Raw genomic sequence first — 11,951 nt, forward strand, 5'->3', positions numbered from 1 at the left:
ATCTAGAATATGCAATGCTTTTCGAAAATGTGCCTGTATTTACTGAACAGTATATCCTCCATCAATAACTGCCGCCTGGCCTGTAATTCCTTTAGCTCCTTCACCAGCCAAAAAAATCGCATAATCTGCAATCTCTTCCACCGTCAGCAGCCTCTTCTGCGGCACTAAAGGATAAATGACTTCTTCCAGCGCTTTTTCAATAGGTACATTTCTTGTTTTAGCAAGGTCATTCAGCTGATTTCTTACGAGTGGTGTATCTACATAGCCCGGGCAAATGGCATTAACCGTAATGCCATCTTCAGCAGCCTCCAATGCTGCGACTTTAGTAAGGCCTATAACGCCATGCTTAGCACTGTTATAAGCTGCTTTACCTGCGAATCCAACAAGACCGTTAATGGATGCCATGTTCAGGATACGGCCGGATTTTTGTTGTTTCATAACGGGCATGACATGTTTAATGGCCATGAATGGTGCAGTCAGCATCACCTTGATCAGAAACTCGAATTTCTCAGTAGGAAAGTCTTCAATAAAGGAAACATGCTGCAGCCCTGCATTGTTAATGAGCACATCCAAAGCACCGAATTGGCTGACGGTTTCATTGATGGCCGCTTGTATATCAGACTCTGAGGTCACATCACATTTTAGCCCAAGCGCTTCAAAACCTTCATCCTGCAAATTTTCTGCAGCTTTTTTCACGGCATCTTCCTGAATATCTGTCAGAACAATTTTCGAGCCGTGTTCAGCAAATCTCTTGCCAATTTCATAGCCAATTCCCTGAGCTGCACCGGTTATAAAAACTACTTTATTTTGTACCATGAATAAGCTCCTTTCAAAAACAAAGCCGGGGCTCTATTTTATGAGCCCCTGCCGAAATTAGATTCCTAGTCCGAGTGAGAACAAGATAATAGCAATTGCAACTCCAATTAGCGGAACAATTACTGTAACAGCAGCCACAGCGCCATATGCAGCCTGGTGGGTTTCACCGCAGATAGCCCGTACCGTGGTAACGACATAGCCATTATGCGGCAAAGAGTCAAGGGCACCAGATGATATGGCAACTGTTCTGTGAAGGGCTTCCGCATTGACGCCCATGTCCATATAATGCGGGGCCAGAATCGGCAATGCGATCGCCTGACCGCCAGAAGCTGAACCGGTCATGCCGGCAATAACACTTACTGCAATGGCACCGCCAATCAGCGGGCTTCCAGGAATACTTGTCATCCAATCTACTGCTGTGGCAAATGCCGGCACTGCCTTTGCAACACCGCCAAACCCTACAACAGCAGCCGTATTCCCTATCGCAATCAATGCACCTAATGTTCCATCAGACACAGCATTCCAGAAATTTGTGAAATACTTTCTGTTCAATAGATATGTGGCAATAACTCCGCCCAGTAATGCAAGAATAAGTGCAGATTGTGCAAGAGAGTCATGGAATACGAATGAGATAATTAAAACGACAGCCAATGGAAGAACCCCCATAATAGGGTGCGGTAATTCTTTATTTTCAGTCACAGGATCCTGCTTGCGGGATTCAAAGGTTTCTCCTTTGTTTACAGCCTTTGTGATCATGCGCTTCAGCCACCAGTAGCCAAAAATCATCATGAACACAGCGACAATTAAGCTGACTTCCCAGCCTGCATATGGAGTCGTTCCAAGAAATTCAATCGGAATCCAGTTTTGAATTTCAGGTGAACCCGCAGAAGTCATCGTAAAAGTTACAGATCCAAAGGCAAGTGCTGCAGGGATGAACCTTCTTGGCAGATTTGCCTGTTTAAATAAACTTAATGCCATTGGATATACAGAGAAAGCAACAACGAATAGACTGACACCGCCATAAGTTAAAATGGCACAGGAAGCGACAATGGCAAGAACGGCATATTTCATTCCTAACTTATCCACTACCATTTTGGATACACTGTCGGCCGCACCGCTGTCTTCCATTACCTTCCCAAAAATTGCACCCAATAGAAACATTAGGTACCATGATGTAACAAACCCTGAAAAGCCGGACATATAGTTCCCGACCAAATTTGCCTCTCCTTCACCTGCCAGCTGCGGAAACAATGGCATGCCGCTAAAAAGAGCTACAAACAAGGCAGATAACGGCCCGACAACCAGCAGGTTCATTCCCCGCATAGTCAGGTAAATCAGCAGGGCGAGCCCGCCTATTAATCCAATCATACTTAGCATTTCATTTCCCCCTTTGTTTTAAAAATAAGAAAAAAACTTGTAATCCCCCTTCTTTGAAAACGTTTGCAAAAATAACAGAAAAATAACTTGCTGAGAAATTATAATGCAAGAGGCGTGCCAACATGAAATGCTTGTATGTAAAGGGAATGGTGAACAATAAATGAATCATTTTTCCAGAATTCTGGAATGCATAGGGAACAAGTCCACTGATACAATAGACTAGTTTTCTGATAATTCCGTCTAAGAGTAGGACTGAGTGTACATAAAATTACAAGAATGAAAACAGTCCAGAATCCTGGAACGTATTCCGGATTTCTGGACTGTTTATATTTATTCAATTCCATATTTCTTTAGTTTTTCATACATAGAAGATTTACTGATTCCTAGAGCCTTTGCAGCTTCTATTCGGTCATGGTTATATTTACTCAAGCTTTGTGTCAGTATACGCTTTTCTGTTTCTTCCAGAATATCCTTCAATTTCTTTTTTCCAACGGGATAAACTGCAGATTCTTTCATATAATCCGGCAATGATTCTGTAGTGATACTTTCATTGCTTGTTAAATGAATGGATGCCTCTATTACATTTTCAAGCTCTCTAATATTGCCGGGCCAGCTATATTGATGAAACTTTTCTATTACCTCATCTTCAATTGCACTTATTCTCTTTCCCGATTTTTTCGTTATTTTTTTGATAAAGCTATCGATTAAGAGTGATAAATCTTCCATCCTGTCGCGCAGAGAAGGAACCATAAACGGCACCACATTAATCCGATAGAATAAGTCCTCCCTAAAGCGCTTTTCTTCCATCATTTTTTCGAGCGGTCTGTTAGTTGCAGCGATAATCCGGACATCTACTTTAACCGGAAAAGTCGAACCCACGCTTTCAATCTCGCCTTCCTGCAGGGCACGCAATAGCTTCACCTGCATATTAAGCGCCATATCCCCGATCTCATCCAAAAATAAGGTCCCTCCATCAGCAAGCTGAAATTTCCCCTTTTTGCCTCCCTTTTTCGCACCTGTAAAAGCTCCTTCTTCATAGCCAAACAGTTCAGACTCCAGCAGATGTTCAGGTATGGCTCCGCAGTTAATTTTTACAAACGGCTGATGGCTCCTGTTGCTGAGCTGATGAATACTATGGGCAAATAGTTCTTTTCCAGTCCCGCTTTCCCCGCGGATTAAAACGGAAATATCACTTGCTGCCACCATTTTCACCTTTTCTTTAAGGCTATGAATCTGGCTCGAGTTTCCCAGTATATCATCAAGGCTGTATTTTACACTGGGATCAATTTCCTGGATATAGCTCTGGATTTTTGTCAGCATGCTCTTTACATGGCTGTTCATCTGCATCCATTCTTTTGTATCCCTAAAAAAGACTGTCCCGAAAGCGCCAATTACTTCGCCATCAGAAAAAATGGGAATGCGGTTTGCTATCATATAGTTGCCTCTTATATATTGCAGATCTGCAATTTCTTCCTTGCCTGATTCAGCCACAATATGCATACGTGAATTTTCAATAACCTCGGACACATGCTTCCCCAGAACCTGTTCCCTCTCCACTTCCAGAAAATCACAATAATTTTTATTGATGTAAATGATCGTTCCTTCTTTATTCACAACTACCAGCCATCCAAAGGCGTTCTCAACAATGGTTTCAACAATTTTCACAGGCAAATCGAATAATGCACTTTTCATTTGAATCCCCTCATTTAGGACTATCTACTATTATGATCACTATTTTATCATATTTTTCTGAAAACAAATTCACTTCAATGGGTATTCTTATTGCTTTTACTGCCCATAACATTAGTAATCGGCAGACATAGGAGGTGTTTCAGCTGAAAGGCATCTATTTAATTAATCCGCACTGGCAATCTGGTAACAAATCAAAGCAGGAATGTGCTCAAGCGCAAAAACAGGCGCTGGAAACCTATATTGAGGAGCATAATATTTTTACAGTGAAACTAAATCAATGGCAGCTGAATGACTATTACACCATTCCGCATGCCCTTTTGTATGATTTGAAACAAAAAAAGGCAGATCTGGATGTCCTGCTTCTTTATTCAGAAGAGGTTCTCGAAGACTTTATCAATTCTTATCCAGCGAGATGGCTGATTTTGAAAAGCTTCTTCACTGAAGTTGTATTTGCTGCTGAGCAAAAAGAAAATTACTTCGAAGGCGCCGGTTAAGAACTAAAATTTAAAAACCTGCAGCTCAAAACTGCAGGTTTCTTTCTTATGATACATGCGCCAATTCTTTAGGCTCCTTCAATTTCCGGTCATAAACAAGAGTTGTCAGAATGGCAAAAACAAATAGAACCATTAATACCGCAAACAGCATGGAAATTCCGTAAAGGTCAACCAGAATTCCCCCCAATAATGGCCCGATCATCCTTCCGCCTGTAGCAGTGCTGTTTACGATTCCCTGGTAAAAACCTTCCCGCCCTTTAGGAGCAAGCTGGTTGGCAATGGTCGGAACTGCTGGCCATATAAGCATTTCACCAATCGTCAGAATAACCATGGCAGTAATAAAAGCTGAGAACTGTTCTGCACTGGCTGCAGCAGCAAACGATCCTATAAATATGACCATGCCGGCAATCATCTGAACCTTTAGCGTTTTGAACCATTTTACCAGAGCACTGATAAAAGGCTGACCCAATACAATCAATGCTCCGTTAATTGTCCACAGCAGGCTGTATTGCTTTAAAGAAATATTCAATTCCTGTGTGTAAGCAGCGATAGTCGATTGCCATTGCACATATCCGACCCAGCACAATAAATAGCCCGCGCATAATATAAGCAGCGCGTAAAGCTTGGTATGATTTTTAACCTTGCGATTTTCCTGAAGGATGGAGGTCTGCTGACCCGTAACAGTATTTATTCCCCTGTATCCAAAAACAGCGATCAGTAAAAAAACGATATACATGACAGTATTGGCAAGGAAAATTAACTGAAAAGAGTATGATGCCACAAGACCGCCGAGAGCAGCACCAATGGCCACACCGGCATTCTGAGCTACATAGATGGCATTGAAAGCTTTGCGGCCGCCTTCTTTCCAGACAGATCCCGCCATCGCAAACATAGAAGGAAAAACAATTCCAGATCCAAATCCGACAAAGGTCAGGAACACCACGTATGCAGGCCATCCATGCCAAAAGGTCAAACCGAGGAGTGCCATTACCGTGATGACAATTCCAAGAAGAATCGAACGATAGCCGCCTATTTTATCATATAGGCTTCCCCCTATTAAATTTCCTGCTACGCTGGCAGCTGCGTTCACCATCAGAACCAGGCCGGCTACCGATAAGGATTTGCCTAAGTGGTCATGGATGTAGATCGTATTAAGTGGCCACAAAAAAGAAGATCCCGTTACATTCACTGCCATCCCAATAATTAAAAGCCATAAGCTCCGCGGCATAAGAATACGCCCCTTTTTTCATATTTTTTATGTTTAGCCGGCACATTACCACCCGGCACTATTTCGAAATCCAAAATAATTTTAGTTGGTTTTTCCTGTCCTTGCAATAGGTTTTCATTCGATTTTAATAGACAGAATACTTCTTCTTTTAAACTTGAGCTGAATGTGGATTTTTAAGGAATGCACCTATTGAGGATAAGTCGTTAAACGGCACAAAAATAAAGCCCCGATTTTGAGTAATCGGGGCTTTCCATATTTCATAAAATAATTAGAGTTTGAATGTCGATAACTGTCTAGCTCCAGCGCCTACCCCCTCGAGGTGGCGGGGGTGGGCAAGGCGCTTCCGCTTTTCTTATGATGATTGTTCCGGCTCAGGGTGAAATTTTGATTTTACAGGCTGGCCCCCTGATTTCTCATAGTTCTTTTTCGACTGCTTTACCGCATCAAAATCCCGGCCAAGTTCAACATCCTGGCTATTGGCGCCATTGCGGGTCTTTTGTTCCGGATTGTGTTGTTTTGAGCGCTTTTTTACCATCTTTGGACCACTCCTTAATGAGGAAGTATTATCATCTGATTTTGGAGCTGCTGCAGCTGGAGCCTCATCCGGTGAAGCTGTTCCCGCTGCTGGGAGTTGGCGCTGTGCGCCATCTGGGTTATATCGTTATAAGCAGCTTCCAAAGACTGAAGTGCATTGGAGTATTCATTATCATTGTAATGCTCCTGCGTCCTGCCTGATTCAAACTGCTCCTGGGCAAAACGGATTGCATCCTCACACTGCTGCAGGAGTGTATCCATCGATTCTCGGGTTGCCATTATCTGTTCCCCTCCTTAAAGAATGGGTCTAGAAGCTTGCATGCTTCATTAATTAGTTTGTTCATTTTTCCGTAATCCTTACCACTCTATTTCCTGCCAATTCCCCTTGGATAAGATTTTGGGTCATGATAAGATTAATTTTATGAAATCCTTCATATTCATTTTTACCTTATAGATTACTCTTTGAAAAAGGAGGGATAATTATGGATAAAGTAAATCCTTTTCCATATGCATCCGATAATAAACGGTACCATACATGGAATTTTCATTTGCGTAATGAATTTGGCCATAAAGTTTTCAAGGTGGCACTCGATGGCGGTTTTGATTGTCCAAACCGTGATGGCACGGTCGCACATGGAGGATGTACATTCTGCAGTGCCGCTGGTTCGGGAGACTTTGCCGGGAACCGCGCTGATGATTTGGAAACACAGTTTAATGCAATAAAAACAAAAATGCATCATAAATGGAAAGACGGAAAATATATGGCCTATTTTCAGGCCTTTACGAATACACATGCCCCTGTGGAAGTGCTTCGTGATATGTATGAGAGGGTGCTTGAGCAGGACGGAGTTGTCGGGCTGTCTATTGCGACCCGCCCTGACTGTTTGCCTGATGATGTAGTTGAATATCTGGCAGAGCTTAATCAGCGAACCTATCTCTGGGTAGAACTGGGGTTACAGACTGTACATGAACGGACTGCCCTTTTAATTAACCGGGCACATGATTATCAATGCTATGTGGAGGGAATAAACAAGCTCCGCAAACATGGCATCCGCATCTGTTCACACATCATTAACGGCCTTCCGCTTGAAACACCGGAAATGATGATGGAAACCGCACGGGAAGTTGCGAAGCTGGATGTGCAGGGCATTAAAATTCATCTCCTTCATTTATTAAAAGGAACCCCAATGGTTAAGCAATTTGAAAAAGGCATGCTTGAGTTTCTGTCTCTTGATGAGTATGTAAACTTAGTATGTGACCAGCTGGAGATTTTACCTCCAAAAATGATTGTCCACCGCATAACAGGCGATGGGCCAATCGATTTGATGATCGGGCCAATGTGGAGTGTGAATAAGTGGGAAGTGCTCAATAGGATTGATGCGGAATTAAAGCTAAGAAACGGCTGGCAAGGCAAATTTTACAACCCAAGCCAAATGGAGGCATTGTCATGAAGCTTGAAAGAATCTTACCTTATGCAAGACAGCTGCTTGAGAAAGCAGTATCACCTGGAGATATCGTTATTGATGCTACTTTGGGCAACGGACATGATACAATATTTCTGGCGGATCTGGTAGGACCTAATGGAAGAGTTTATGGATTCGATATTCAGGAAGAGGCTGTCCAGAATACAAAAACACGCCTGGCTGATCATGACCTGTCAGACAGAACTACCCTTTTCCATTCAGGACATGAATTCATTCTTGAGAATGTGCCGCCTGTCCATCATGGAAAAATAACTGCAGCCATTTTTAATTTAGGTTACCTCCCTGGCGGTGATAAAGATATTGTCACCCGTCCGCAGACAACCATTTCTGCCATCGATCAGCTTTTGGAACTGATGGCTCCGGAAGGGATTATTCTTTTAGTGATTTATCACGGCCATATTGAGGGAGCTGTTGAGCGTGATTATCTGCTCAGATATGTAAAGCAGCTGGATCAAGGCCTTGTTCATGTATTACAGTATCAGTTTATTAATCAAAAAAATAACCCGCCGTTTATTGTAGCAATTGAAAAACGATAAAAGCCTGCGAAAAATGCAGGCTTTTAATTATTTTTCAATTGAAAAACCAGCGGGCATCATCTTCTGCAAAGTCCGGTAAGCTCTTCCGTTCACATAAAAGAAATAGCTTACCATTCCGCCTGTTCTGATCATGCTTTTGGCTAATCTTCTGACATTCCGCTGCTTCCGGACCTTCTCATCGGATAGATAGACCCCAAGCAAGCCGCGATTAATCAGTTTATGGAAATGTTTATGAGGCAGCTTTTCAGTATGCTTATCTGCTTCGGCAACAAAATGTTTCAATCTCGAAAACAGTTTTTCTTCGTTCTCATAGTAAAAGCAAAAATTCAAGTCTCCCCCGGCTTTGTCCTCTTCTTGATCAATCAGATAATCAAGAAGAATGTGGAGACCCTGGATGTATGGAAAATATCCATTTCGTATATTTACAGCATGCTCCGATTCAAAATCATCTCTCAGTGCGTAGGAAACAAGGCAAAAAATTCCCAGAGTCGATCCCGAGCAAGCAGAGAACTCATACCATTCCATCTCAGGAATATCAGACCGATATTGGTCAAACCAGTTTTGCAGACGGGGAACTCGTTCTTCCACCACAACATGCTTATGTATTTGCAGATCACAATAGTAACGGCATAATTCAAGCAGATGGCTTTTTATATGTGTGTAATGCTCCAGACTGGACAGCACTTCCCTGCAGGCTGCTGCTAAATCTGCAAGATAGTTTCCATCATCCTGTTCATTTCTCAGCCGATAATAATTTTTTTCTGCTGCATCCGTATCGAGGGCATCCTCCATTGACTCGTGAAGTGCCGCAAAGTCCCGGGGATCAAGCGAGGTGCTCCGGTCGCAGAGATTGTCCAAGTAATCACTGATTGTCTGATAAGCAACGATAAACTTAATCGCTTGTTCATATTTTTCCTTGGCCATTAATGACATAATAGCTCCGCCTTCACAGTGGAAGGTTTTATGCTCAATGCTGGCAAGAGCCTGCTTTCTTAACTCCGGATCAGGAATTGCTTCGGCTCTGCTTCTCCAGTATGCAAGTTCCTTATGGACAGCAGGCAGAACCTTCCGGTAGACATGTGACATTAAGCTAATTGGCATGGAAGGGACACTCATGACATGATAAACCTCCTTTTGCTTAGGGGATAGGTGAGCGTTTCTTATGTTAAGCCTGCACCCTCCATAATTAAAACCCAGTCCTTAAACCACATAACCAAGTGCTTTTAATTGGCTGTTCACGAAATCCTTCGCATATTCAAAGACTTCTTCACGTTCAGGTTCATTAAAGACTTCGTGGTAGCATTTAGGCCATTCTTTGAACCTTTTCTCTGAGAAAGGGGCAAGATTAAACCATTCTCTGACAGTTGTTTTATTCACGATCTTATCATCTCCGCCCTGTATTACGAGAAGAGGTACATCCTGGATTTTATCAAGATTCTCAAATGCAAGCTTTATAGCAGAAACAAGTTCCCTGTACCATCTGACCGACACTTTTGTCACATACAGTGAATCATTTAAATCAGCATCAAGGACATCCTGATTCCTCGTCGCCATGTCCACGGATAATCCGGCATCCATTTTCAGGCCTGGCATCACAGAATTGAGTCCAAGCGATAAAAAGTTCAGAAATTTCGAAGGCTGTTGAACCAAACCTAAACATGGAGATGACAAAATCACTCCAGCGAGATTCATTCTTTCCTCCTGCAGCAGGCGAATGGCAATCAGTCCGCCCATGCTGTGTCCTAAAAGAAAGACCGGCAATTCAAATTCATAGGCAGCCTGTACCCAATCCTGAACTTCAAGTATATATTCATCAAAGGAATCAATATGGCCTCTTCTGGATCTTGAAGTCATCCCCTGGCCAGGAAGATCTCCCATAATGACATGGAAACCGGCCAAGCGCCACATTTCAATCAGCCAGCCATAACGGCGGTGATGCTCCATTGCCCCATGCACCATGACAATAACGCCCTTTGCATCTCCTTCAGTTTCCCATTTCCACATAGTCAATCCTCCCAGCCTTTTTACGTACTGTCTTATGTATATATATTATAGCCTAGATGCTAAAATTGTTCATGAATCAAACCTTTGTAAAATTGGAATTCTTTTTGCCAGAATAACGTTTATCATGCCTCTTATGATAAAATCAAAATAATCAAACTGCATATAGGAGTGTTCCACGTGATCTATCCATATAAAGATAAAGAACCTAAAATTGCAGAATCCGCATTTATTGCAGATTTTACTACCATTACCGGCGATGTTGAAATTGGCGAGGATTCCAGTGTTTGGTTCAACTCCGTTATACGCGGAGATGTAGCACCAACAATAATCGGCAAAAAAGTCAATATCCAGGACAATTCCGTCCTGCATCAGAGCCCGAATAACCCGCTGATATTGGAAGATGAAGTGACAGTTGGCCATCAGGTAATCCTTCATAGCTGCACTATCCGTAAAAAGGCTTTAATAGGGATGGGCTCGATTGTATTAGATCAGGCTGAAATCGGAGAGGGAGCATTCATTGGTGCAGGGAGCCTTGTTCCACAGGGAAAGAAAATTCCTCCCAATACACTTGCATTCGGCAGGCCTGCAAAAGTGATCCGCGAGCTGACGCCAGAAGATATCAAAGATATGGAACGGATCAGCAGGGAATACGCCGAAAAAGGGCAGTACTATAAGTCTTTGCAGAAAAAGCCTGAATAACTCTCCTGCCCCCTTTTATTAATAAAAGGGGAAAAAGGCCGATAATAAACATAAGGCAATACCAATGGGCGGGTGAAGAAATTGAATTTTTATATTGCGGCTATTGTTCTTTTCTTATTTTTAATAGTGATATTCAGAAAAACAATGTTAAAAACGGCACCAATGTTTTTAATTGTCTTCATCCTGATTTCTGGAGCATTTGTTTATGACAACCTTTTTGGAAGCCAGCCTGCTTCAGCCGTAAACCAAATTAAATCATGGCTGTCTGAACCTGCTGAGAAAGCCAGCTCTTTCCTTGGACACAACACTGCCGTAATTAAGATCAAGGAAGAAACAATTATAGATGCTCCCGCAGTCAATCAGTTTCCTGAGCTCCCCAGGGGATGCGAAGTGACGAGCTTATCCATGCTCCTTCAGCATGCAGGGATACAGGCTGATAAAATGACACTTGCTAAAGAAATAAAGAAAAATCCTGAGCCTTATCGCATAGAAAACGGAAAAATCTATTTCGGGCACCCAAATGACGGGTTCATAGGCGATATGTATTCCTTTGATAATCCAGGTCTCGGCGTTTATCATAAACCCGTAAAAGAGCTTGCGGAAAAGTACATGCCTGGCTCCATTGAAGACCTTACCGGATCCGATTTTGAAGAATTAAAAATCCATTTGTCAGACAGCAGACCTGTCTGGGTTATTATCAACACAGCCTATAAACAGCTTTCTGATGACTTTTTCCAGACCTGGCATACGCCAAGCGGAAAAATCCAGGTTACCTATAAAGAGCATTCAGTCCTGCTCACAGGCTATGATCAGGAATACATGTATTTCAACGACCCGCTCACAGGCGAGAAAAATAAAAAAGCACCCATAACCGATTTTGAAAAAGCATGGGTGCAGATGGGCAAACAGGCTATTACTTATCTCCCATAAGAAAAGCGGAAGCGCCTTGCTCACGAAGGAACGCAGACTAAGATCGCCACGTCCTGTGGCAACGTCTGCATGACCCGCATCCTGCGGGCCTCAAGCACAAGACGAGCCTTCCGGAAAGGCGTCCTTTGCCTTTTTGGGAGGATTGCTCGAAATGTGG

13 protein-coding genes are annotated in these 11,951 nt (G+C 42.7%); 5 read left to right on the top strand and 8 right to left on the bottom strand.

Features of this window, described 5'->3' with window-relative positions; translation table 11 throughout:
• Positions 1-39: 39 nt before the first annotated feature.
• The 3 genes from IRB79_RS23600 to IRB79_RS23610 form a co-directional block, all read right to left on the bottom strand.
• Positions 40-816 carry a 3-hydroxybutyrate dehydrogenase gene (locus IRB79_RS23600; protein WP_243505493.1) on the bottom strand — a complete coding sequence of 259 codons (777 nt, stop codon included), beginning with the start codon at positions 814-816 and terminating at the stop codon, positions 40-42.
• A gap of 57 nt (positions 817-873) precedes the next feature.
• Entirely contained in the window at positions 874-2,193 is a 1,320-nt protein-coding gene (locus IRB79_RS23605) for a GntP family permease (RefSeq protein ID WP_243505495.1), read from the bottom strand.
• A 330-nt stretch (positions 2,194-2,523) separates the two neighbouring features.
• Positions 2,524-3,885 (bottom strand): sigma-54 interaction domain-containing protein, encoded by a 1,362-nt coding sequence (locus IRB79_RS23610; RefSeq protein ID WP_243505497.1) that lies wholly within the window; start codon positions 3,883-3,885, stop codon positions 2,524-2,526.
• Positions 3,886-4,019: 134 nt separating this feature from the next.
• Between IRB79_RS23610 and IRB79_RS23615 the strand changes: the two genes are divergently transcribed.
• Complete coding sequence (locus tag IRB79_RS23615) at positions 4,020-4,379, top strand: hypothetical protein (protein WP_243505499.1); 360 nt, start codon at positions 4,020-4,022, stop codon at positions 4,377-4,379.
• Positions 4,380-4,425: 46 nt separating this feature from the next.
• Here IRB79_RS23615 and IRB79_RS23620 read toward each other — a convergent pair whose 3' ends face one another.
• The 3 genes from IRB79_RS23620 to IRB79_RS23630 all read right to left on the bottom strand — a co-directional run bounded on the left by IRB79_RS23620 (position 4,426) and on the right by IRB79_RS23630 (position 6,420).
• The gene (locus IRB79_RS23620; RefSeq protein WP_243505500.1) at positions 4,426-5,607 is read right to left on the bottom strand and encodes an MDR family MFS transporter; all 1,182 of its coding nucleotides are present in this window, start codon (positions 5,605-5,607) and stop codon (positions 4,426-4,428) included.
• Positions 5,608-5,959: 352 nt separating this feature from the next.
• Positions 5,960-6,142 (bottom strand): glycogen biosynthesis protein GlgD, encoded by a 183-nt coding sequence (locus IRB79_RS23625; protein WP_243505502.1) that lies wholly within the window; start codon positions 6,140-6,142, stop codon positions 5,960-5,962.
• A 14-nt stretch (positions 6,143-6,156) separates the two neighbouring features.
• The gene (locus IRB79_RS23630; RefSeq protein ID WP_009333375.1) at positions 6,157-6,420 is read right to left on the bottom strand and encodes a YtzC family protein; all 264 of its coding nucleotides are present in this window, start codon (positions 6,418-6,420) and stop codon (positions 6,157-6,159) included.
• Between the two features lie 203 nt (positions 6,421-6,623).
• Between IRB79_RS23630 and IRB79_RS23635 the strand changes: the two genes are divergently transcribed.
• Positions 6,624-7,592, top strand: a complete 969-nt coding sequence (locus IRB79_RS23635; RefSeq protein WP_243505504.1) for a tRNA modification radical SAM protein MnmL/YtqA — start codon at positions 6,624-6,626, stop codon at positions 7,590-7,592.
• A complete protein-coding gene (locus IRB79_RS23640) occupies positions 7,589-8,161 on the top strand; it encodes a tRNA 5-(aminomethyl)-2-thiouridylate-methyltransferase MnmM (RefSeq protein ID WP_243505505.1) in 573 nt (190 codons plus the stop codon). The genes IRB79_RS23635 and IRB79_RS23640 overlap by 4 nt, the downstream gene beginning before the upstream one ends.
• Before the next feature lie 27 nt (positions 8,162-8,188).
• Here IRB79_RS23640 and IRB79_RS23645 read toward each other — a convergent pair whose 3' ends face one another.
• Together IRB79_RS23645 and IRB79_RS23650 are read right to left on the bottom strand one after the other, a co-directional pair.
• Positions 8,189-9,277, bottom strand: coding sequence for a tetraprenyl-beta-curcumene synthase family protein (locus IRB79_RS23645; protein WP_243505507.1), 1,089 nt, complete (start codon positions 9,275-9,277; stop codon positions 8,189-8,191).
• Positions 9,278-9,361: 84 nt separating this feature from the next.
• Positions 9,362-10,165, bottom strand: coding sequence for an alpha/beta hydrolase (locus IRB79_RS23650; RefSeq protein WP_243505509.1), 804 nt, complete (start codon positions 10,163-10,165; stop codon positions 9,362-9,364).
• 177 nt (positions 10,166-10,342) lie between these two features.
• Between IRB79_RS23650 and IRB79_RS23655 the strand changes: the two genes are divergently transcribed.
• Complete coding sequence (locus IRB79_RS23655) at positions 10,343-10,864, top strand: gamma carbonic anhydrase (RefSeq protein WP_243505516.1); 522 nt, start codon at positions 10,343-10,345, stop codon at positions 10,862-10,864.
• A gap of 81 nt (positions 10,865-10,945) precedes the next feature.
• Positions 10,946-11,794: a C39 family peptidase gene (locus IRB79_RS23660; RefSeq protein WP_243505517.1), complete on the top strand. Its 849-nt coding sequence runs from the start codon at positions 10,946-10,948 to the stop codon at positions 11,792-11,794.
• The last annotated feature ends 157 nt before the right edge of the window (positions 11,795-11,951 follow it).

The organism is Cytobacillus oceanisediminis, assembly GCF_022811925.1.
In the GTDB taxonomy this organism is placed as follows: Bacteria; Bacillota; Bacilli; order Bacillales; family Cytobacillaceae; genus Cytobacillus; species Cytobacillus oceanisediminis_D.

Coding starts and splice junctions, on each gene's coding strand:
- IRB79_RS23600 (WP_243505493.1), bottom strand. CDS start 816: ATGGTACAAAATAAAGTAGTTTTTATAACCGGTGCAGCTCAGGGAATT.
- IRB79_RS23605 (WP_243505495.1), bottom strand. CDS start 2,193: ATGCTAAGTATGATTGGATTAATAGGCGGGCTCGCCCTGCTGATTTAC.
- IRB79_RS23610 (WP_243505497.1), bottom strand. CDS start 3,885: ATGAAAAGTGCATTATTCGATTTGCCTGTGAAAATTGTTGAAACCATT.
- IRB79_RS23620 (WP_243505500.1), bottom strand. CDS start 5,607: ATGCCGCGGAGCTTATGGCTTTTAATTATTGGGATGGCAGTGAATGTA.
- IRB79_RS23625 (WP_243505502.1), bottom strand. CDS start 6,142: ATGGTAAAAAAGCGCTCAAAACAACACAATCCGGAACAAAAGACCCGC.
- IRB79_RS23630 (WP_009333375.1), bottom strand. CDS start 6,420: ATGGCAACCCGAGAATCGATGGATACACTCCTGCAGCAGTGTGAGGAT.
- IRB79_RS23635 (WP_243505504.1), top strand. CDS start 6,624: ATGGATAAAGTAAATCCTTTTCCATATGCATCCGATAATAAACGGTAC.
- IRB79_RS23640 (WP_243505505.1), top strand. CDS start 7,589: ATGAAGCTTGAAAGAATCTTACCTTATGCAAGACAGCTGCTTGAGAAA.
- IRB79_RS23645 (WP_243505507.1), bottom strand. CDS start 9,277: ATGAGTGTCCCTTCCATGCCAATTAGCTTAATGTCACATGTCTACCGG.
- IRB79_RS23650 (WP_243505509.1), bottom strand. CDS start 10,165: ATGTGGAAATGGGAAACTGAAGGAGATGCAAAGGGCGTTATTGTCATG.